This window comes from Serratia sp. BIGb0234 (assembly GCF_024809915.1).
Lineage (GTDB): Bacteria > Pseudomonadota > Gammaproteobacteria > Enterobacterales > Enterobacteriaceae > Serratia > Serratia liquefaciens.
The window spans coordinates 167,582-190,434 of the sequence record NZ_JANUEI010000001.1 but is presented as its reverse complement, the minus strand read 5'-3'; the positions used below and the strand labels follow the sequence as shown (position 1 = coordinate 190,434).

The 22,853-nt window shown below is 53.7% G+C and carries 15 protein-coding genes and 2 tRNA genes; 9 read left to right on the top strand and 8 right to left on the bottom strand.

What is annotated here, in order from left to right:
• Window positions 1–218: 218 nt before the first annotated feature.
• Window positions 219–665 (top strand): ferric iron uptake transcriptional regulator, encoded by a 447-nt coding sequence (gene fur, locus M2407_RS01040; RefSeq protein ID WP_020825646.1) that lies wholly within the window; start codon window positions 219–221, stop codon window positions 663–665.
• A 204-nt stretch (window positions 666–869) separates the two neighbouring features.
• Here the strand turns inward: fur and M2407_RS01035 are convergent, their stop codons facing one another.
• The 8 genes from M2407_RS01035 to nagE all read right to left on the bottom strand — a co-directional run bounded on the left by M2407_RS01035 (window position 870) and on the right by nagE (window position 14,101).
• The gene (locus M2407_RS01035; protein ID WP_201895645.1) at window positions 870–2,831 is read right to left on the bottom strand and encodes a glycosyltransferase; all 1,962 of its coding nucleotides are present in this window, start codon (window positions 2,829–2,831) and stop codon (window positions 870–872) included.
• Window positions 2,821–3,873, bottom strand: coding sequence for a UDP-glucose 4-epimerase GalE (galE, locus tag M2407_RS01030; RefSeq protein ID WP_122077592.1), 1,053 nt, complete (start codon window positions 3,871–3,873; stop codon window positions 2,821–2,823). Before galE ends, M2407_RS01035 begins: the two co-directional genes overlap by 11 nt.
• A 49-nt stretch (window positions 3,874–3,922) precedes the next feature.
• Window positions 3,923–5,068: an MFS transporter gene (locus M2407_RS01025; RefSeq protein WP_122077590.1), complete on the bottom strand. Its 1,146-nt coding sequence runs from the start codon at window positions 5,066–5,068 to the stop codon at window positions 3,923–3,925.
• 76 nt (window positions 5,069–5,144) lie between these two features.
• Window positions 5,145–7,802, bottom strand: coding sequence for a beta-N-acetylhexosaminidase (locus M2407_RS01020; protein ID WP_259216564.1), 2,658 nt, complete (start codon window positions 7,800–7,802; stop codon window positions 5,145–5,147).
• A gap of 14 nt (window positions 7,803–7,816) precedes the next feature.
• Complete coding sequence (gene chiQ, locus M2407_RS01015; protein ID WP_020825644.1) at window positions 7,817–8,143, bottom strand: ChiQ/YbfN family lipoprotein; 327 nt, start codon at window positions 8,141–8,143, stop codon at window positions 7,817–7,819.
• Between the two features lie 113 nt (window positions 8,144–8,256).
• Window positions 8,257–9,660: a chitoporin ChiP gene (gene chiP, locus M2407_RS01010; protein WP_259216563.1), complete on the bottom strand. Its 1,404-nt coding sequence runs from the start codon at window positions 9,658–9,660 to the stop codon at window positions 8,257–8,259.
• Between the two features lie 578 nt (window positions 9,661–10,238).
• Window positions 10,239–11,903: a glutamine--tRNA ligase gene (glnS, locus tag M2407_RS01005; protein WP_046374279.1), complete on the bottom strand. Its 1,665-nt coding sequence runs from the start codon at window positions 11,901–11,903 to the stop codon at window positions 10,239–10,241.
• A gap of 251 nt (window positions 11,904–12,154) precedes the next feature.
• Window positions 12,155–14,101, bottom strand: a complete 1,947-nt coding sequence (nagE, locus tag M2407_RS01000; protein WP_041414298.1) for a PTS N-acetyl glucosamine transporter subunit IIABC — start codon at window positions 14,099–14,101, stop codon at window positions 12,155–12,157.
• A 335-nt stretch (window positions 14,102–14,436) separates the two neighbouring features.
• Here nagE and nagB point away from each other — a divergent pair, with 335 nt between their 5' ends.
• The 8 genes from nagB to M2407_RS00960 all read left to right on the top strand — a co-directional run bounded on the left by nagB (window position 14,437) and on the right by M2407_RS00960 (window position 22,846).
• Window positions 14,437–15,237 (top strand): glucosamine-6-phosphate deaminase, encoded by an 801-nt coding sequence (gene nagB, locus M2407_RS00995; RefSeq protein WP_012005664.1) that lies wholly within the window; start codon window positions 14,437–14,439, stop codon window positions 15,235–15,237.
• Between the two features lie 18 nt (window positions 15,238–15,255).
• Entirely contained in the window at window positions 15,256–16,395 is a 1,140-nt protein-coding gene (gene nagA / locus M2407_RS00990; protein WP_020825639.1) for an N-acetylglucosamine-6-phosphate deacetylase, read from the top strand.
• A gap of 153 nt (window positions 16,396–16,548) precedes the next feature.
• On the top strand, window positions 16,549–17,769 hold the full coding sequence (locus tag M2407_RS00985; protein ID WP_020825638.1) for an N-acetylglucosamine repressor: 1,221 nt from the start codon (window positions 16,549–16,551) through the stop codon (window positions 17,767–17,769).
• A 67-nt stretch (window positions 17,770–17,836) separates the two neighbouring features.
• Window positions 17,837–18,589 carry an HAD-IIA family hydrolase gene (locus tag M2407_RS00980; protein ID WP_020825637.1) on the top strand — a complete coding sequence of 251 codons (753 nt, stop codon included), beginning with the start codon at window positions 17,837–17,839 and terminating at the stop codon, window positions 18,587–18,589.
• A 178-nt stretch (window positions 18,590–18,767) separates the two neighbouring features.
• Window positions 18,768–20,222 carry a carbohydrate-binding protein gene (locus tag M2407_RS00975; RefSeq protein WP_259216562.1) on the top strand — a complete coding sequence of 485 codons (1,455 nt, stop codon included), beginning with the start codon at window positions 18,768–18,770 and terminating at the stop codon, window positions 20,220–20,222.
• A 404-nt stretch (window positions 20,223–20,626) separates the two neighbouring features.
• Window positions 20,627–22,291 carry an asparagine synthase B gene (gene asnB, locus M2407_RS00970; protein WP_020825635.1) on the top strand — a complete coding sequence of 555 codons (1,665 nt, stop codon included), beginning with the start codon at window positions 20,627–20,629 and terminating at the stop codon, window positions 22,289–22,291.
• A 385-nt stretch (window positions 22,292–22,676) separates the two neighbouring features.
• Window positions 22,677–22,753: transfer RNA gene (locus M2407_RS00965), tRNA-Met, on the top strand.
• A gap of 8 nt (window positions 22,754–22,761) precedes the next feature.
• A tRNA-Leu gene (locus M2407_RS00960) sits at window positions 22,762–22,846 on the top strand.
• Window positions 22,847–22,853: the final 7 nt, after the last annotated feature.

Below are 22,853 nucleotides of genomic sequence, written 5' to 3'. Positions count from 1 at the left end.
CCCACACCATCAAGGTAGACTGAGTTTTCGGTTTATCCCATTCATCAAGACGTTGCATGTATAACATGCAATTGTGCAATTATAGCTTTGTTAACAACCGGCGGTTTCCATTTAGAGCAACCGGTTCTATAATGAGACGCAATTAACTCTTTGTGCCGACCGATGCCAAAGGCGAGAACGCCTCAACTTGATTAGCATAGTAACAGGACTGAATCCGCATGACTGACAACAACACCGCATTGAAGAAGGCCGGCTTAAAAGTCACGCTTCCGCGACTCAAAATCCTGGAAGTACTGCAAAATCCGGAATGCCATCACGTCAGTGCGGAAGATCTGTACAAAAAACTGATAGATATGGGCGAAGAAATTGGCCTGGCTACGGTTTACCGCGTACTGAACCAATTTGATGATGCCGGCATTGTGACCCGTCACAACTTCGAAGGCGGCAAGTCCGTGTTCGAATTGACCCAGCAACATCACCACGATCACCTGATTTGCCTGGATTGCGGCAAAGTGATCGAATTCAGCGATGAGTCTATCGAAGTGCGTCAGCGTGATATCGCCAAACAACACGGCATCAAACTCACCAACCACAGCCTGTACCTGTACGGCCACTGTGAGACCGGTGACTGCCGCGAAGACGACACCCTGCACGACAAAAAATAATGTCCTAACCGGCATTGAGAACCGCCTTAACGGCGGTTTTTTTGTGCCTGCGATAATAGGATAAAAAATCCCCGGACAGGCCGGGGAAAGTTTACAGCGTTAAATACAACAATTGCAGCGGCACTTCTCTACAGCACTTCTCTCGCTTCCCACTTACACTCTCAGCACTCACTCACCCGCCGACACGCGGATGGGCAAACCTCTTCACAGCTCATACTCAAGAAACAGCAACCGATCAAAAAACAGCGACCAGGCGTGATCGAATACACCTCGAACACGGAACCCCTTGTTCAGATAGATTTGGCTGGCATCACTGCGTTGCCATACGCACAGCACGATATTTTTCGCCTGGTGCTGTTGTGCTCGCTGCCTTATCTGCGCAAACAGCTGGTTAAAATGCCCTAGCCCGCGGAATTGGCTCTCAATCGCCAGACTGCAGATGAAATAGTCATCCTCAGTGCACTGGCTTTGGACAAAGCTGTCATAAGCCTCATCAAGCGGCCTTATTTCATCGCGATAATGATAATCCGCTTCTATGCCATACAGCTCGCTAATGGTGGCCGCATTAAAAAAACCGACAAACTCTCCACGCCGATCGTAAGCTACCGTGATCAGCCCCAGATAAGGCTCAATATTTTGCGCCTGCTGTAATGACACCAGATCCAGCCCGGCTCGATTGCCAACAGAACAGTACTCAAGGTAGCTGGTACTGAAAATCAGCTTCGCCATACGGGTTTTATCTGTTTCACTCGCCTGGTGTCCAGGCAGAAAATGCAATGCCCCACCCGGCTCCGGCAAAACCGCCCCCCCTACCCCAGCGGTCGGACACCAGTAATTACCCGCCGTAATCTGCCGCCGGTTATCGGCGATCAGGTACTCGCCAAATAGCTGGTTTACCCGATCAAGCGTGCGGTCATGGGAAAGTACGGAATAATAGTGGTAATGGTCAATATCGGAACGGATCTGCGCTGGATAGGCCATACGCGGCACTTCATCAACGGTAAATATTTCCGCATAACGTGCCAGATCCAGCGGCTGCTCAAGCTGCCAGTCCACCTGCTCCAGCCGGCTGACGCATTGCCGGTAGCTGTGTTGCTCTTCCTGCGACAGCGGTAGTCGTTCATTGGTGATCACATCCTCCAGCAGACGCATTCCGCGAATACCGCAGGTGACGGCCTGTGGGTGCGCATCATAATGGACGCCATAATCCTGGCAGAAGCGATCGTGACTGAGGAAAGAGCGGCCTATGTGGCGACTCCACAGCTGATAAAAGGGATCAAACAGTTTGCGTTCATAATCCGAATTCTTGTCCGGGACTTCGCCGCTTTCCGCCGCATAGATCTGATCCAACCCCGCCAGCATTCGGCACAGTGAGATATCGCCCTTGCGGCTGACTATCATGCCGGTTTCATCGAGAAACAGATTCAACCAGCTGACGTGGCTGACCTCGCCCTCAGCCAGGAACTGAAGATAATCAGGCACCTCTGGTTTGATCAAAAACAGCGTCGCAGACCGGTGGGGGATGGTATCGATATCCATATACAGCCCCCCCATCTCGATCAAAATCAGAAAACGGAAGTAGTCGGAAAGCGTGGCGTAATAGCGCTTATCGTGCAGTTGATGGATAAAGCCCAGGTTGTCGCCGACCCTTTTTTGCGCCAGTTCGCTCAGCGAATGCACCTGCAGGCGATGGTTGCCCGCATCATACTCCCCCAGGTAGCCGCCTTTTATCACCGGTACGGGGATGAAATACGCATCCCTTGCCAGCTGCTGTGCGTCCCAAACCCATAACATGCCGATCCAGTCATTCGTCTCGGTGCTAGCCACCGCCTGCTGCGCGGCCCCCCACTGGGAGATAACCTCTCTGGCGTCGTCAGGTATCGCGCCCCCCAGCCAGATCCGGTGCAGCCGTTTTTCACTCGCAGCCAGCGGGCGAGTAGGCACACAAAATAGTGAAGAACAGCGGGCGGCATCGAATAAATGTCCATGTGCAGCCCGCCACTCACGCAGTTGCGCGACACCGCGCTGATAACGCTCCAGCAGCAGCAACGAAGCCTCACGTTGATATTTCACAAACTCAAACTTTAGATCGTTGATCCGCGCCTCATATTCAGCCCGGAACAGATCATCCTGCATAACCCCCAAATGCCCGTCGTTAAGCTTCATCGGCCAGCATCCTTATCGATGACAGCGGCACCGAAGAGCCATAACCCTGCGGATTTTTGCTCTGCCATGACCAGGCATCGCGCACCATTTTTTCCAGACTGCGTTTGGCTTGCCAGCCCAGCTTCTCTGCCGCCAGAGACGGGTCGGACCAACACTCGGCAATATCTCCCGCACGCCGGGGATTAAATTGGTAGGCGATTTTGAAGCCACAGGCGCGTTCAAACGCCCGAATAATCTCCAGCACCGAGTAGCCTTTACCGGTGCCCAGGTTATAGACGTTAAATCCTGGCTGCAGGTTATCCAGCGCTTTTAAATGCCCTTCGGCCAAATCCATAACGTGAATGTAATCACGTACCCCGGTACCATCGCTGGTAGGGTAGTCGTTGCCATACACCGGCAACACCGCGAGTTTGCCAATAGCCACCTGCGCCAGATAAGCCAGAAGATTATTGGGAATGCCGGCGGGATCCTCACCAATCAAGCCGGACTCGTGCGCCCCGGCCGGATTAAAGTAACGCAGCGCGGTGATTGCCATCTGCGGTGCCGTTGAAGCGAACTCCGCCAGGATCTGCTCGACAATCAGCTTTGAGGTTCCGTAAGGATTGGTGGTCTGCCCAACACGACAGCTTTCCGTCAGTGGGGTATATTCTGCCGGCCCATAGACGGTGGCTGAAGAGCTGAAAATAAATTGCTTAACGCCAGCATGGCGCATTCTGTCCAGTACGATCAATGAGCCGGAAATATTATTTTGATAATATTTCAGTGGCTCTTCGGTAGATTCTCTGACCGACTTCAAACCCGCAAGATGAATAACCGCATGAACATCATGCTGGCGAAAGATATGATCCAGCAAATGATGTTGCTGGATATCTCCCTGATAAAAAATTACTTTTTTACCGGTTAATCGCTCCACCCGAAACAAAGACTCTGGCGAACTGTTGGACAGGTTGTCCAGTACGACAACTTCCTCCCCCCTTTCTAACAGTGCCAATACCGTATGCGAGCCGATATAACCGGCGCCGCCCGTCACCAATATAGCCATCATATATCCTTGTTTGTGTTTAAAAATAAACGACTCACTCAGAAACCACCTAGACTTCCCGGGTTTTAAAACCGACAGGTAAAGCAATACAAAGCAGTAATATGGCTAACAGATAAACGGAGGAATGCGGCCCGTACTCGGTCAGGATCCCTTGTAATATTCCGGCCAGGATCACACCGGTGGAAATGCTGTTGGTGAACAACGTGGTGGCCATGCCCGCCCGCTCCGGCATCAAGTCCTGGAAATACAGCATGCCGACGGTGGCGAGAATGCCGATAAATATCGCGTTAAACAGCTGCCAGACCAGCAACCCAGCGGCCGAGGTAAACCACAGCATCCCGGCATAAAACAGTATGCCGGCCACCATCGCCCCCGCCATCATCAGACGCTTGCCCACCCGATTTACATATCGGCCTACCAGGATCATGATGGGGATTTCTATCGCGGCCGCGATGCCCATCATCCAACCGGTCAGACTTTGCGGCAAACCCAACTCGGCCGTGATATACAGCGGCACATCAATCAGATACATGGCGCTGCAGGTCCACATCAATACCGAGGCGAAAAACAACCGGCTAATATCTTTATCGAAGACCGTTTTTTGCGGTATGCCGATTTCATTGCCCACAGGCGGGCGAGCCACCTCGGGTAATATCCACCAGGCCAGCAGCGTGACCAGCAGGAATATGCCGGCAGCAAACATAAACATCGCCGTAAAGCCATAATTCACCACCAGCATAAAAGCCAATGGCGGGCCAAAAACCCAGGCCAGAGAGAGTTGGGCGCGCATGATGGCGCTGAACATCGCCACGTTTTGCGATGACCGTTCCCCGTATTCACGCGCCAGGGCGAATAACTGTGGTATCGCAGTATTGGCGATGGCGGTTAACAGCACGCCTGCGGTAATTAACGTCAGATAATTGCGATTAAAAGCAAATAGCAGACAGTTTCCCGCCGCCAATAAATAACAGATTAAAATCAAATGGCGCCGGTCACGCTGACGATCTGATTTTTTCGCCAGCAAAAAACTGACAATAATGCCGACCCCGGCATTAACCGCATAAAAAAAACCGACCCATAATGAAGTCACCCGAACCTCGGTGGTGAGGAACAGGCTCAGGGTCGGTATTTGCAGTGCCCCGGCAATGCCAGAAAAAAAAGCAACGACCATAAAGGTCAGCCGTATCGAATTCATCGCTGATTACCGCCGGTCGCTGCTGTTAACCATCAATAACGGCCCGTCTGCGAACAGACGGGCCGTGGTTCAGGAGTTACACTTTCTCGGCGCGACTATAACGCTTGCCGTCCGGGCTCACCGCGCGGATTTGTACTTCACCGCTAACCCCAGGCTTGGCCTTGGCATCGTAACGTTGCCATTGCTTACCACCGTCGGTGGAATATTCAATGCCCAGACCCGGCAGCGAAATATTGGCTTCCAGCTTGCCCCCCACAACTCGGGCGCCTGGCACCGGCAACCGGTAGTTCACGCCACCTTTGTCCAGTTTTGCCAGCTCACGCTGACCGAGCAGGTTGGCAAAGCGCAACCAATCGCGGTCCAGCTTCTTGGTATCGATGAAGTGGGTTTCGCCGCCTTTATACTCCCGGCCCGCCCGGTAATCCTGCTCCCACTCTGCCCGGTGCCATGCGCGCTCGGCCACCGACAGCGAACGAGGGAAGATCATGTACTCCACTTGTTCGTCGGTTCGCTGGGTTTCGCTCCACATCTGCGCGGAAATACCGTAAGCCCCCGGCCAGGGCTTGTCGCTCTTGGCGGTAAAGTGATTACCATCGCGATCAACCGAGGTTTCGGCGTTTTGCGGCAGGTTGTTTGGCGCAAAGCTGAACATTTTCTGTTCGTCGCTGAAACGCGTTCCCCAGTAGTAACCGCGCTCGTCCGGGTTCACCTCATACGGGAAGTCCATGTAGACATAATCCGGGTTTGAAAGGATCAGTTCGTAGCCCTTGTTCGCCCAGTCGTTGGCACTGTCGAACCCGCCCCAATACAGCGTATCCCAGAAGTTAACCCCGACACGCTGGGTAGCAAAGGCCTTGGCGTTTTTGGCATCTTTCAGGCCATCCTGCCAGGCTTGCATTCTGTCGATCCCATGCGCTTTCACCAATTGGCTGACTTCTACTCCGAAGTAGCTTGGCAGGTGCTCCATATCGGCGACCTTGCCATCTTTGATCATCGCCTGGCAGACCTGAGATTTTGCCCATGGCTTGTCTTCTTTGCTCTGATCGATGATGCCTTTGCCGGCTTCCGGCTTGTTCACATCGGTATAACCAGCACCTAACCGGATGTTTTTCGCCTCGTCACCGCCAAAGTGCCAGGTACTCAGCGGCTGCCCGGCCTCTTTATGCATCTGGGCAATCTCGCCGATCACCTTGTCGACAAAACGTTTGGATGAATCCAGGCAAGGGTTGAGATAGCTTTGGCGGTTGAAGTACTGCACCGAGGTGGTGTTAGAGGTATCGGTTGGATCCACTAAACGGAACTCGTTGGCCTCTTGTTCTTTACCGGCGGCATGCAGTTTCTTATAGCGCGCTTCCATTGAGACCACCGCCGCACGGGCATGCGCCGGCATATCGATTTCCGGGATCACTTCAATCTGGCGCGCCTTGGCGTACTTGATAATGTCGATGTAATCCTGGCGAGAGAAGAAGCCGCCATAAACCTCCGGCCCCTGGCCATACTGCGGCAACAGGCAGGTGGTTTCGCTCAAGTCGTGGCAACGCTGCCCACCGACTTCGGTCAGTTCCGGCAAGCCCGGAATGGCGATGCGCCAACCTTCGTCATCACTCAGATGGAAGTGGAATTTATTGAGCTTGTACGCCGCCATTTGGTCCAGCAAGCGCAACACCGCATCCTTCTGGTGGAAGTTACGTGCGACATCCAGGAAGATGCCACGATACTGGAAGCGCGGCGCATCTTTGGCCTCCAGCGTAGCGATTTTTACGCTGCCTTCGGTAGGCACTAATGACAAGATGGACTGCAGGCCATAGAACACCCCGGTCTGATCGAAACCAATGACTCGCGCTTCCTGCTTGCCGATGATCAATTCATAAGCGCCCGGTACCGCCAGTTCGCCTTTGAATATTCCCGGTTGGATATCGGTTTTGATCGGATAACCAGCTGCGTTACTGGTTATTCCCAACAGCGCGAAACGCTGGGCAACGGCGTCCGCCGCCGGTTTGGACAATGCGCTCAGCTCCAATGCAACGCCTTTGCTCAGATCAACATCCTGCGCATGCACTTTAACCTGCAACGGCGTTGGCACTATCTGACCGCGTAACGACGTGGTGGGTAAGGTTTTTAGCTCGGCGTTTTTCGTAAAGCGCGAGGCCGGCGTCATCAGGATGTTATTGTCGTCTTTGGTACGCTTCCACTGGTCGCCGGTAAAGGGCGCAACGAACTGGTTCAGATCTTCGGTATCGGTATTGACCAGAGTTTTAGGCTTGGCATCGCCCGAGGTGGCGTACCAACGTGGCACGAAGTCGGTTTTAAACAGTTGCCAATATTCAGTGATAATCGGGATCTCTACCGTTTTCCCCGCAGGGAAGCCGGTAAATTTGTCGGTAGGTTCCAGCTTGTACAGATCACCGGTCAGGTGAGATATCTTGAACTGGTCGTTATCCACCCGCAGGGTCTGACGAGCGCTGTGAAAGTAAATCGCCCAGTCCTGACCTTTGATCTCCTGATTGTCGTTGGTCAGGCCGATCAGTACCTTGTTGCAAGCCGCCCAGTCGGCACCCAGCTTGCCGCAATCCAGACCGTTTTCGGCTGCCCGGTTATCGACCATTTTCAAATTCAGTTTCAGCTGGCTCAGTTGATCCACCAGCGGCTGATTGGCCATCGCGTTCCCCACGCTGCCAAATAACCCAATGGTTGCCGTCAGTGCGGCAAGCGCGCTCAATTTGAATTTATTCATTTTTATCATCGTCCTTAATTGTTGTTATCGCGGATCTCTTTCCAAATCTGGCCACATTTGGCATCATAAGCCTGGCCGTTACCGCTATGAACTGCCTGAATGCAGTTTTGATAATCCATCACCCGCACCGTTTCTTTCTCGGCGAACTGTTGATGCTGTTTCTCTTGTTTCAGTACGTTCAGCACTGCCTGGCATGACTGCAATTTTTCCGGTGAGCCCTCCGCGGTGTTGATACAGGCGCTGTAGGCCTGTTTCAATTTGGCATCTTCCGGCGGCGCCGCAGGCTGTACGCAGGCGCTCAACGTGGCTACCGCAGCCAACATCATCATGATTTTTTTCATCGTGTTATTCCCGTTAAATGACCCCGGCGCTGCCGCCGGGGAATATACCCGCGATCTTTCAAGCCGCAGCGTCGTTATCTGCACCAGCTGCAACTCGCAAGCTCTAGGTATGTTTAGAAAATGGTGAATGGCGCGATAACCATGAATTTGACGTCTTTCTCGTCCTGGAAGATGTTGCCGTAACCCCCGCCCCAGCTTGGGATATTGGTGTGGTTGTCGTATTGGGTGTAATGCAGTTTCAGCAGCGTGCCTTTGGCGCGGCCTTCCTGAATGGTATACATGGCGTCCAGGCTCCAGGCGCTCTCTTTCAGACGCTGGCTCTGATCGTACATAGGGTTGGTGCTCGGTTTAGCGTCCCAGGCGTAAACGTAAGAACCGCCCACCGCCATGCCCGGCAGGTTCCAGTTGCTCAGGTCGTACATCACCCCGGCATAAACCGCTTTTTCGCCGTTGGCGTTAAAGTCGGAACGGTTATCCCACCACACGTCGAGGCGGCCGTTGGAAGAAGCATAGGTTGGCGTCATACGCTGCAGGAAGTAGCCCTGGTTGCCTTCGGCCTTGACCATGGTCCCTTCCAGGCGCCAGTTGAACTGGCCAGTGGTGTAACCAAAGGTCAGCGCCTGCAGCCAGGCCAGGCCGTCGTAAATACTGTTCGGGTCGTTCTTGTCGTTAATGCGGTCTTCGGTGCCATAGAATTGGTAACTGGTGGTCAGCGGGTTGCCTATCAGATCGAATTTATAAGACGCCTTGGTGAAGTACTGATTCACATAACCCTGGGCTTGGCCGAATGCCGCCTCCAGCACCAAATCGTTTTTGAAGTCGTATTTGGCACCCAGCGAGTGCAGATAGGAGACACCGGTTTTTTTATCGTTCTGGCGGAAGTCGTCCATCTCGATATGCCATGGCGCTTTATATTTATTGGTCCACATATAAGAGAAGCTCAACTCACCGGCATCGCCGTAGTCAAACTTGGCACCGGCCTCTGCACCCTGATAGGTGCCGGGCATAAAGCTCCAATGCGGCGCCAACAGAGTTTGGCCGCTTGGCTGGATATAACCGCCACGTGCCCAGACGGGGCCATATTTGAATTTACCGGCGGCTTTATACAGGCTGATGCCGCCTTTGTCGCCGGAGTAGTCTTCATCGTAGGTACGGTTTTTGGAAGAGAACGCGATTTCATTCGGGTGGCCGCTGGCGCTGGATTCAGCCAGCTCGATGGCGGTAAAGGCGCCGACGTCCAGGCCGAACATGTCCCAGGCATAGCCCGAGGCAAAATCCAGGCTCAGGTTGGCCGTCGAATGCGACAAGTTGGTGGTGTATTTATTGTAATCGTCACTGGTCGGATTGAGATCTTTACGGTCACGCTCACGTTGCCAGTAATATACGCCGCCGGTCATCGTGGAATCATCGATAAATCCTGCGGCTTTCGCCTCAGGGGCCATGGCAAACCCTGTTCCCAACAGCGCACCCGCGACTGCGAGCGCCAGCGTTTTACGCTGAGCACCGTGCGTACCCATAATGAAATTCCTCTTTGACTTAACTTTAAAAGTTGCAGCCGCCCGTGTTCACCACTGCCCTGCACGACTGCCAATAAAAACCCAATCGGGTAAAAAATATTGCTGACAGGGCTAAAACCCCACAGCACTTATTGCTACAGACAGACTATTTTTCGCGACGCGAATTATCAAATGAAATATCAGAGAGATTTGTCAAAGTATGACAAAGAGCACATATCGATGAGATTTTGTTACGCGGCTATGCAAGGAGAGTGTCGAATAAAAAATTCAATAAAATCAGAATAAATAATGATATAAGGTCAATATAAGACGATTAATGGTTTCAGCCGAATCAAAAAAGTCAGCCAGAGGAAAAAATATGAGAGCGCTCTCTAGATGACATTAATTCGCATCACGAATATATAAGACAATGTTATATGAGTGATGATTTATATCAAGAAATTACGGATACAACGGCCAGAGAAAAATTTAAACATTGATTGAGCGAACTACATCGCAACAGGAAAGGTAAATAACGGCGACAGACATAAAAAAAGCGCAACCGAAGTTGCGCTCTTATTGCGTTAACCACTTATCACTCAGGCACCGATTTTAGCCCAGGTGTCGCGCAAACCAACGGTGCGGTTAAACACCAGATGCTCTGCCGAGGAGTAACGATTATCGGCGCAGAAATAGCCCTCACGCTCGAACTGATAGGCTTTTTCCGGCTGTGCAGTTGCCAGGCTTGGCTCCACAAAGCCGTGCTTGATTACCAGCGACTCAGGGTTAATGGTGGCAAGGAAGTCCTCTGCCGCTGCCGGATTTGGCACGTTGAACAGACGATCGTACACGCGAATTTCCGCCGGCAACGCGTGCTCGGCAGACACCCAGTGGATCACGCCTTTCACCTTACGGCCATCGGCAGGATCCTTGCTCAAGGTATCCGGATCGTAGCTGCAGAAGATAGTGGTGATCTCGCCTTCAGCGTCTTTCTCCACGCGTTCCGCTTTGATCACGTAGGCATTACGCAAACGCACTTCTTTCCCCAGCACCAGACGCTTGTATTGCTTGTTGGCTTCTTCGCGGAAGTCAGCACGGTCGATATAAACCTCGCGGCTGAACGGCACTTCACGGCTGCCCATTTCCGGCTTGTTCGGGTGATTAGGCATCGTCACCATTTCCACGCCGGAAGTCATATTTTCAATGACAATCTTAACCGGATCCAGCACCGCCATCGCACGCGGTGCGTTGTCGTTCAGCTCTTCACGAATGCAAGCTTCGAGCGCCACCATTTCAACGTTGTTATCCTGCTTGGTCACGCCGATACGCTGGCAGAATTCGCGGATGGATGCGGCGGTATAGCCACGACGACGCAGGCCGGAAACGGTCGGCATACGCGGGTCATCCCAGCCTTCAACGATTTTCTCGGTCACCAACTGGTTCAGCTTGCGCTTAGACATGATGGCGTATTCGAGATTAAGGCGTGAGAATTCGTACTGACGCGGATGACAAGGGATGGTGATGTTGTCCAACACCCAGTCATACAGGCGACGGTTGTCCTGGAATTCCAGCGTACACAGCGAATGGGTGATCCCTTCCAGCGCATCGGAAATGCAGTGGGTGAAATCGTACATCGGGTAGATGCACCATTTGTTGCCGGTCTGGTGGTGTTCCGCGAACTTGATGCGGTACAGCACAGGATCGCGCATCACGATAAACGGTGACGCCATGTCGATCTTGGCACGCAGGCAGGCGCTACCTTCGGCAAATTCGCCGTTGCGCATTTTTTCGAACAGCGCCAGGTTTTCTTCCACGCTGCGACCGCGGTACGGGCTGTCTTTGCCCGGCGAGGTCAGGCTGCCGCGATATTCGCGGATTTGCTCAGGCGACAGCTCGTCGACGTAGGCCAGCCCTTTGTTAATCAGCTCTACCGCATAGTGGTGCAACTGATCGAAGTAATCTGAGGAGTAACGGACGTTGCCGCTCCACTCAAAGCCCAGCCACTCCACGTCGTGTTTGATCGACTCAACGAACTCGATATCTTCTTTTACCGGGTTGGTGTCATCGAAACGCAGGTTGCACTGGCCCTGGTAATCTTTGGCGATGCCAAAGTTCAGGCAAATGGATTTAGCATGGCCGATATGCAGATAACCATTCGGCTCCGGCGGGAAACGGGTATGTACCGACGTATGTTTCCCTGAAGCCAGATCTTCATCGACGATCTGACGGATAAAATTGGTTGGGCGGGCTTCAGCCTCACTCATTTCACTATTCCTCAATGCAAAGCGCTACACATAACCGCCTATGATCCAACAAGCCACGCCCGGAAACAACCGTTTGTTTCACGAAAAATGCGGGGCGTTGCACCACGACAGATCGCCGCACCACAACGGGGCAGCTTTCGTCACCTATCGCCAATAAAAAAGCGGGAAGAGATTGCTCTCTTCCCGCCAAAGGTAGGGTGCGTTCCGTCATGACTCGTTAAACACCCCGGGTACTACTCAGGTAAATCGGTTTACTTTTGGATCTCGAACAGTTTGGTCTGGCCTGCGACCACAGAACCGGTCGCCAGCGCCGACAGGCCGGCGTAATCGTCAGCGTTGCTGACCACTACCGGGCTTATCATCGAGCGTGCGTTGGCGTTCAGGAAGTCCAGATCCAGTTCAAGGATTGGCTGGCCGGCTTTCACCTCAGCGCCCTCTTCAACCAGACGCTTGAAGCCCTGACCGTTCAATGCCACGGTGTCGATACCCATGTGCACCACAATCTCCGCACCCTTGTCGGTTTCCAGGCAGAAGGCGTGGTTGGTGTTGAAGATTTTCACGATGGTGCCGTCAGCTGGCGCCACGACGGTTTTATCCGTTGGGCGAATCGCCAGACCGTCACCTACCGCTTTGCTGGCAAAGGCTTCATCAGGAACCTGATCCAGCGCCACTACTTCACCGGTGACCGGAGCCACCAGTGACTCGAAGGCCACTTTCACCGCATTAGGCACCGCCTGTGCTTTTACTGCGGTCACACCGGCTGCCGGTGCCACTTCTGCCGCAGGAACCGGACCGGCTGCGATAACCGCACGCATACCGTCGGCAATGGCTTCCGCTTTAGAGCCCACGATGACCTGAACGGTTTGCTTGTTCAGTTTCACCACGCCGGAGGCACCCAGACGTTTGCAGCTTGCATCAAGCACTTTCGAAGAATCTTTCACGCTCAGACGCAGACGGGTGATGCAAGCATCAATGCCGGTCAGGTTGTCTGAACCGCCGATGGCACCGATATAGCTGCGAGACAGCGCGCGCAAGCCTTCGTCGGTATTGCTGTTGGCTTCCGGTGCAACGATATCGTCAGACGCATCTTCACGACCCGGAGTTTTCAAGTTGAATGCACGGATAATGATGGAGAACAGTACGAAGTACACCGCGAAGGCGACCAGACCCATCACGACCAGCATCCAGACGTTTTTACTGGCGGCCGGCAGGTTGTACATCAACACATAGTCGATGGCGCCTGCAGAGAAGGAGAAGCCGGCGTGAATGCCCAGCAGGGTGGCTACAAACAGGCTGATACCGGTCAAAATGGCATGGACCAGATACAGCAGCGGAGCCAGGAACATGAACAGGAATTCAAGCGGCTCAGTCACACCGGTCAGGAACGCGGTCAGTGCCACAGACAGCAACATACCGCCAACCATTGGGCGACGCTCTTTCGGCGCAGCGAAATACATGGCCAGTGCCGCACCCGGCAAACCGAACATCATGATTGGGAAGAAGCCGGACATGAACATCCCGGCAGTGCCGTCGCCCGCGTAGAAGCGGTTGATGTCACCGTGGAAGATGGTGCCCGCGGCATTGGTGAATTCACCAATCTGGAACCAGGCGATGGTGTTCAATACCTGATGCAAGCCGGTTGGGATCAGCAGACGGTTAACGAAACCGAAGATGCCGGAACCCACAGCGCCCATGGACACAATCCATTCACCGCCGGCGTGGATGGCATTCTGAACCGGTGGCCAGATATAACCAAAGATCGCCGCAAGGATTAAACAGAAAAAGCCGGTTGCGATAGGAACGAAGCGTTTACCGCCGAAGAAGGAAAGGAACTCAGGCAGTTTGATGCCGGACCAGCGGTTATAAACCGCCCCGCCCACCAGACCGGTAATAATACCGGCCAGCACGCCCATATTGATCGCCGGGTTGATGGTGACCATCGCTTTGGTCAGGATGAAGTAACCTACCGCACCCGCCAGTGCCGCTGAACCGGCATTGTCTTTCGACCAGGTTGCTGCCACACCGATAGCGAAGATCAACGCCAAATTATCAAAGATTGATCCACCGGCCTGTGCGATGAACGAAATATTGAGTAAGTCGGGCTGGCCGAAGCGGAGCAAAAGCGCCGCCACGGGCAGTACTGCGATTGGCAGTTGCAACGACCTGCCCAATCTTTGGAAAAAGCCGAGTATGTTCACCTTAATATTCCCCCTAATGCCCTTTTATGGGCTTTATCATATTTTACGCTAGCGCCATCACACACTGCGATTAACTCTGGACGAACGACAACAAAGTGGAGTGTAAAAAAATTATTTCGTATCGCAAATTAAAACCTCCTTTTTTGTGATTTATATCACCAAAAAGCAGTCTTAAGCTGCCACATTGCTAGCCATCACACAAAACTTATTTTATCATTAAAAAAATCATCGAACCTGACGCATCACGTGAGAATCATAAACCTGGGTTAGGCTTAAGACTCTCGTTCAGGCACGAACCAGTATAGCTTTAGTTTACTTACCCCAAGAGGTGTTAGATGAGACTTATCCCACTGAAAGATACTGCACAAGTCGGCAAATGGGCCGCACGCCATATCGTCCAGCGCATCAACGCATTCAAGCCTACTGCGGAGCGTCCGTTTGTGCTCGGCCTGCCAACCGGCGGCACTCCGCTGGAAGCGTACAAACATCTGATTGCGATGCACAAAGCAGGTGAAGTAAGCTTTAAGCATGTGGTGACTTTCAACATGGATGAATACGTTGGCCTGCCGCAGGAACACCCGGAAAGCTATCATACCTTCATGTACCGTAATTTCTTTGATCACGTTGATATCCCAAGCGAAAATATCAACCTGCTGAATGGTAATGCACCGGACGTTGACGCCGAGTGCCGCCAGTACGAAGCGAAAATCAAATCCTACGGCAAGATCAACCTGTTCATGGGTGGCGTTGGCATCGACGGTCATATCGCGTTTAACGAGCCGGCTTCATCTCTGGCCTCGCGCACTCGCATCAAAACCCTGACCGAAGATACCCGCATCGCCAACTCCCGCTTCTTTGGCGGCGACGTTAGCCTGGTACCGAAGTTTGCACTGACCGTGGGCGTGGGCACGCTGCTCGACGCTGAGGAAGTGATGATTCTGGTGACCGGCCACGCCAAGGCTCAGGCGCTGGAAGCCGCTGTGGAAGGCAACATCAACCACATGTGGACCATCAGTTGCCTGCAGTTGCATGCCAAAGCCGTTGTGGTGTGCGATGAGCCATCCACCATGGAGCTGAAAGTCAAAACCGTTAAGTATTTCCGCGAATTAGAAGCGGAAAGCGTGAAGAGTCTTTAATTCCTGCAGGGGGCTACGATGTTCGCTTTAACCCACGGCCGTATTTTTACCGGCCACGACGTACTTGACGACCATGCAGTGGTAATCGCTGATGGGCTGATTGAACGAGTTTGCCCGCTGGCTGAACTGCCGGCCGGCATTGAAACGCGCGATCTGGGTGGCGCTATCCTGGCCCCCGGTTTGATCGACGTGCAGCTTAACGGCTGCGGCGGCGTGCAATTTAACGATTCGCTGGACGCCATTTCGGAAGAGACGCTGGAAATTATGCAGCGTGCCAACGAAAAATCCGGCTGCACCAGCTATCTGCCGACGCTGATCACCAGCAGCGACGAATTTATGAAGCACAGCATCGAAGTGATGCGCGCTTATCTGAAAAAACACCAGAATCAGGCGTTGGGTCTGCACCTTGAAGGGCCGTACCTTAGCCCGTTGAAAAAAGGCACCCATAACCCGGCGTTTATCCGCAAGCCAACCAGCGAGATGATCGACTACCTGTGCGCGAATGCCGATGTGATCACCAAGGTGACGCTGGCACCGGAAATGGTAGAGCCACACTTTATCAAGCAACTGACCGACGCCGGCATCGTGGTGTCCGCCGGTCACTCGAATGCGACTTACGAACAGGCCCGCACCGGTTTTGCTGCCGGCATCACTTTCGCCACGCACCTGTATAACGCCATGCCGTATATCACCGGGCGCGAACCGGGGCTGATGGGGGCAATTTTCGACACGCCTGAAGTCTACACCGGCATTATCGCCGACGGCCATCACGTGGCCTGGGCGAGTATCCGTAACGCCAAACGCATGAAAGGTGATAAATTGGTGCTGGTCACCGACGCCACCGCCCCCGCGGGTGCCGATATTGACCAATTTATTTTTGCCGGTAAAACAATATACTATCGCGATGGGCTGTGCGTGGACGAGAACGGCACCCTGAGCGGCTCTGCGCTGACCATGATTGACGCGTTGAAAAACAGCGTTGAACACGTCGGCATCGCGTTGGATGAAGCGCTGCGTATGGCGACACTCTATCCGGCGCGTGCTATCGGCGTGGACGATCGTTTAGGCACGATCGAAGCCGGTAAGGTGGCAAACCTGACCGCGTTTACCCGCGACTTTAGCATCACCAAAACGCTCGTTAACGGTAACGAGGTTTAACTAACATATATACCCAAAATAATTCGAGTCGCAGGTAGGCGGCAACTGAACGAACCTCAATGAGCATACACTGGTATGTGATTTGAGTGAGTAAAGGCGGCCAACACCCCTGCGACTTGAAGTATGAAGGGTAGACAGCGAGTAAAATTATTGATGAGTACTGGCGGACAGGCACAGATAGGGAACGTTGACTTAGTCAAACAACTCAACGGCGCGGCAGTTTACCGCCTGATCGACCAACAGGGTCCGATCTCGCGCATTCAAATAGCCGAACTGAGCCAGCTAGCGCCCGCCAGCGTCACTAAAATTACTCGCCAGCTGTTGGAGCGCGGGCTGATCAAAGAAGTCGATCAGCAAGCCTCCACCGGCGGCCGCCGCGCCATTTCCATTGTCTCCGAAACCCGGCATTTCCACACCGTGGCCGTTCGCCTCGGGCGTCATGATGCCACCATCACCCTGTACGACATGAGCGGAAAATCTCTCGGTGAAGAGCACTATCCGCTGCCGGAAAGGACCCAGGAAACACTGGAAAATGCGTTGTTCACCGCCATTGCGCAATTTATCGAAGACTACCAGCGCAAGCTGCGCGAACTGATCGCCATCGCGGTGATCCTGCCAGGTCTGGTTGACCCGGCGCTCGGAGTGGTGCGCTATATGCCGCACATCAGCGTCAGCAACTGGCCGCTGGTAGACAACCTGCAGCAACGTTTTAACGTCACCAGCTTTGTCGGCCATGACATCCGCAGCCTGGCTTTGGCCGAGCACTATTTTGGCGCCACCCGCGACTGCGAAGACTCCATTCTGGTGCGTCTGCACCGCGGCACCGGTGCCGGCATTATCGTCAACGGTCAGATTTTCCTGGGTAATAACGGCAACGTCGGCGAAATCGGCCATATTCAAATCGACCCGCTGGGCGAACGCTGCCACTGCGGCAACTTCGGCTGTCTGGAAACCGTCGCCGCCAATGCCGCGATTGAACACCGCGTGCGCCAGTTACTGACTCAGGGCTACCCGAGCAAGCTGACACTCGACGACTGCAGCATCTCCGCCATCTGCAAGGCCGCCAACCGCGGCGATCTGCTGGCCAGCGAAGTAATCGAACACGTCGGCCGCTACCTCGGCAAAGCCGTGGCCATTGCCATTAACCTGTTTAATCCTCAGAAAGTGGTGATCGCCGGTGAAATTACCGAGGCGGAAAAAGTGCTGCTGCCGGCGATCCAAAGCTGCATCAATACTCAGGTGCTGAAGGACTTCCGCAAGAACCTGCCGGTGGTCACCTCCGAACTCAATCATCGCTCGGCGATCGGGGCTTTCGCCCTGGCCAAGCGAGCAATGCTCAACGGCGTGCTATTGCAGCGATTGCTGGAAAGCTGATCCGCCGCCTAAGGCAGGTGTGTTATCTTCGCGTTTTGCCTGCCGCCAATCATGAGAAACAGCAACAATGACAATCAAAAACGTTATATGTGATATCGACGGCGTGCTGCTGCATGACAACACGCCAGTTCCCGGCGCCGATCTTTTCCTGGCGCGGATTCAGGAACAGGGCATGCCGCTGGTGGTGCTGACCAACTACCCGTCGCAGACTGCGCAGGATCTGGCGAACCGCTTCTCCGCCGCCGGGCTTGAAGTCCCGGAAAGCGCGTTTTATACCTCCGCCATGGCCACCGCCGATTTCCTGCGCCGTCAGGAAGGCAAAAAGGCCTACGTGGTGGGCGAAGGCGCGCTGATCCATGAATTGTATAAAGCCGGTTTCACCATTACCGACATCAACCCGGACTTCGTGATTGTCGGGGAAACCCGCTCCTACAACTGGGACATGATGCATAAGGCCGCCTACTTCGTGAATAACGGCGCGCGCTTTATCGCGACCAACCCGGATACTCACGGCCATGGCTTTGTGCCTGCCTGCGGCGCGCTGTGCGCCCCGATCGAGAAAATCACCGGCCGCAAGCCGTTCTACGTCGGCAAACCCAGCCCGTGGATCATCCGCGCCGCGCTCAACAAAATGCAGGCGCATTCGGAAGAAACGGTGATCGTCGGCGATAACCTGCGCACCGATATCCTGGCGGGCTTCCAGGCCGGTCTGGAAACCGTGCTGGTGTTGTCCGGCGTCTCGACGTTGAACGACGTGGAAACCATGCCGTTCCGCCCGAGCTACATCTTCCCTTCCGTTGCCGATATCAATATTTTCTAATCGCTGAGGTGGCCATCACGGCCACCTTATTTTCGCGCCAATTTGAATTTAATTTATTATTGTCGCGAAAAGGTTTCACCCCGCCCTCGTTAAAAATCCGCACTATGTATTTACGCCCCGTCAATAATCCCAATTGACGGCGTGCGGAATTAATCTTACCTAAAATAACGAGGTTACTATGAGCTCCGATAACATTATCAATGCACAAGCTGCAGATGACGCAGCCGCCATGCCGGATATGTCCAATAAAAAAATCATGATGGGTTTTTGGCACAACTGGGCCGCCGGCGCCAGTGACGGTTATCAGCAGGGCCAATTCGCCAATATGAACCTGACCGACATCCCGGCCGAATATAACGTGGTGGCCGTAGCCTTTATGAAGGGCGTGGGTATCCCAACCTTCAAGCCTTACAACCTGTCCGATGCCGAGTTCCGTCGCCAGGTCGGCGTTCTGAACAGTCAGGGCCGCGCGGTACTGATTTCTCTGGGCGGCGCCGACGCGCATATCGAATTGAAAACCGGCGATGAAGACAAACTGAGCAATGAAATTATCCGCCTGGTGGAAACCTACGGTTTTGACGGTCTGGATATCGATCTGGAACAGGCGGCTATCGGTGCAGCCAATAATAAAACCGTTTTGCCTGCCGCACTGAAAAAAGTAAAAGCGCATTATGCCGCCGAAGGTAAAAACTTTATTGTCAGCATGGCGCCAGAATTCCCTTATTTGCGGACTAACGGGACTTACCTGGATTATATTACCGCTCTCGAAGGGTTTTATGACTTTATTGCACCGCAATATTATAACCAGGGCGGTGACGGTATTTGGGTCGATGAAGCCAATGGCGGCAAAGGCGCCTGGATCACCCAGAATAACGACGCGATGAAAGAAGACTTTCTGTATTACCTGACCGAAAGCCTGGTTACCGGCACCCGCGGCTACACCAAAATCCCGGCATCCAAATTTGTGATCGGTTTACCTACCAACAATGATGCCGCCGCCACCGGTTATGTGGTCGACAAACAGGCGGTCTATAACGCTTTCGCGCGCCTTGACGCCAAAAGCTTGTCGATCAAGGGCCTGATGACCTGGTCGGTGAACTGGGACAATGGCAAGAGTAAGGCTGGCGTGGCCTATAACTGGGAATTCAAAACTCGTTATGCCGCGCTGATCCAGGGAGGAGTCACCCCGCCGCCGGGAAAGCCTGAAGCGCCTACCGCGCTGAACGCCAGCGCGATTACCGCAACGTCGCTGACGTTGAACTGGGCTGCGGCAAGCAGCGTCAAACCGATTAGCCACTATACGGTTTACCGTAACGGCAGCGCCATTGGCCAAACCGGTGGCCTGTCGCTGCAGGACAGCGGCCTGACGGCAGCCACTCAGTACGGCTATTTTGTCACCGCCACCGACAACCAAGGCAATACGTCGCTGCCAAGCAGTGCGCTGGCAGTTAAAACCTCGGACGGCGGTACGCCTCCCGATCCGGGCGTGGCCGAGTGGCAGAACAACCACAGCTATAAGGCCGGTGACGTGGTGACGTATAAAGGCAAGAAATACACCTGCCTGCAGGCGCACACCTCCAATGCGGGATGGACGCCGGATGCGGCCTTCACCCTTTGGCAGTTGATCGCCTGATAGTCGGCAATGAGTTGCCGGTAAAATTACCCGGCAACTCATCCATTGATTGAAAAAATGAATATTCATCAATTTTTATATCATTTAACTGAACATCCGCTAATTTTAGACCTCCCCCAAACAACTATTTTTCGGCGCAGCGCTAAAACGCTTGCATCCCCTGCCGGTTTTGACGCATTTTCATAAACACAACGCAGCAAAACCGCGCCATCGTTGATGCAGCGGGCATGCTGCCTATAACAGCAAATACAACATCACAGTCTATGCCCAAAATAATTCGAGTTGCTTGTCGGCGGCAACTGAGCGAAGCCCCAGGAGCTTACTCAAGGGGTGAGTGAAGGCAGCCAACACCCAAGCCACTTGAAGTATGACAGGTATAAAAAAGTCGTTAGGAGAGTCGGTATATGTGTTCTATTTTCGGTGTGCTCGATCTGAAGTCCGATCCCGTTGAATTGCGTAAGAAAGCGCTGGAGCTGTCCCGTCTGATGCGCCACCGCGGCCCGGATTGGTCCGGTGTTTACGCCAGCGATAAAGCCATCCTGGTGCATGAGCGCCTGTCGATTGTCGACGTCAACAATGGCGCCCAACCGCTGTACAACGCTGCGCACACCCACGTTCTGGCCGTTAACGGCGAGATCTACAACCATCAGGCGCTGCGCCAGCAGTTTAGCGATCGCTACCAATTCCAGACCGGCTCCGACTGTGAAGTGATCCTGGCGCTGTACCAGGAGAAAGGCCCTGACTTCCTCGACGAACTGCAAGGGATGTTCGCCTTCGCGCTGTACGATTCAGAGAAAGACGCTTACCTGATTGGCCGCGACCATCTGGGCATTATCCCGCTGTACATGGGCCATGACGAATTCGGCAACCTGTATGTCGCCTCTGAAATGAAAGCGTTGGTGCCGGTTTGCCGCACCATTAAAGAATTCCCGGCGGGCAGCTACCTGTGGAGCCAGGACGGCGAGATCCGCGAATATTATCAACGTGACTGGTTCGATTACGACAACGTTAAAGACAACGTGACCGACGCCAATGCCCTGCGCAACGCGCTGGAAGACTCGGTGAAAAGCCACCTGATGTCCGACGTACCCTATGGCGTACTGCTGTCCGGCGGCCTGGATTCTTCGGTGATCTCCGCCATTACCAAAAAGTACGCGGCACGCCGTGTCGAAGATCAAGAGCGCAGCGAAGCCTGGTGGCCACAGCTGCACTCCTTCGCCGTGGGTCTGGAAGGTTCACCGGATCTGCGCGCCGCGCAGGAAGTGGCAAACCACCTGGGCACCGTGCACCATGAGATCCACTTCACCGTACAGGAAGGTCTGGACGCCATTCGCGACGTGATTTATCACATCGAAACCTATGACGTTACCACCATTCGCGCTTCCACTCCGATGTATCTGATGTCACGCAAGATCAAGGCGATGGGCATCAAGATGGTGCTGTCTGGCGAAGGCGCGGACGAAGTGTTCGGCGGCTACCTGTACTTCCATAAAGCGCCGGATGCCCGTGAGTTCCACGACGAAACCGTACGTAAACTGTTAGCACTGCATATGTTTGACTGCGCGCGCGCCAACAAGGCGATGTCCGCCTGGGGTGTGGAAGCCCGTGTGCCCTTCCTGGATAAAAAATTCCTCGACGTGGCTATGCGCATCAACCCTAAGGACAAAATGTGCGGCAATGGCAAAATGGAAAAACATATCCTGCGCGAATGTTTTGAATCCTATCTGCCGGCCAGCGTCGCCTGGCGCCAGAAAGAGCAGTTCTCCGACGGCGTGGGTTACAGCTGGATTGACACGCTGAAAGAGGTCGCTGCCAAGCAGATCAGCGATCAACAGCTCGAAACCGCACGTTTCCGTTTCCCGTACAACACGCCGAGCTCCAAAGAAGGCTACCTGTATCGCGAAATTTTCGAAGAGCTGTTCCCGCTGCCAAGCGCGGCAGAATGCGTGCCTGGCGGCCCGTCAGTGGCCTGTTCCTCAGCCAAAGCCATCGAATGGGACGAGTCATTCAAGAAAATGGACGATCCTTCTGGTCGTGCAGTCGGCGTTCACCAGTCCGCCTACAAATAATCACGCCGGTTTTTCTCCCCAAGGCGGGCCTCCGGGTCCGCCTTCAGGTTATTGACAAAGGGGGATAAAAGCGTGGTTTTTCCCCCTTTGTGTTCTTAGCCGAAAATCAATAAATTGATTTTCCTGGTTTATTTTCAAATCCTTTATCGCCTGCCGCCAAACATTATATGTTTGTCAGCAGTCTCAAGGCGGACCTCCGGGTCCGCCTTTTTGCTGATGTTTTCAACCATTAATTGCCTGAATTGATGCTTTTATCGCCATACTGTTCACAACCCAGACAAACGACACATCCAGCCGCTTTTTCGGGAAAAAACTTGTTGACGCAAAACGGCCATATACGCATAATGCGCCCCGCAACGCCGATGAAGGTTGCGCGAAAAAAGATGGCTACGTAGCTCAGCTGGTTAGAGCACATCACTCATAATGATGGGGTCACAGGTTCAAATCCCGTCGTAGCCACCATCTTTTTTGCGGGAGTGGCGAAATTGGTAGACGCACTAGATTTAGGTTCTAGCGCCGCAAGGTGTGCGAGTTCAAGTCTCGCCTCCCGCACCATTTCTTT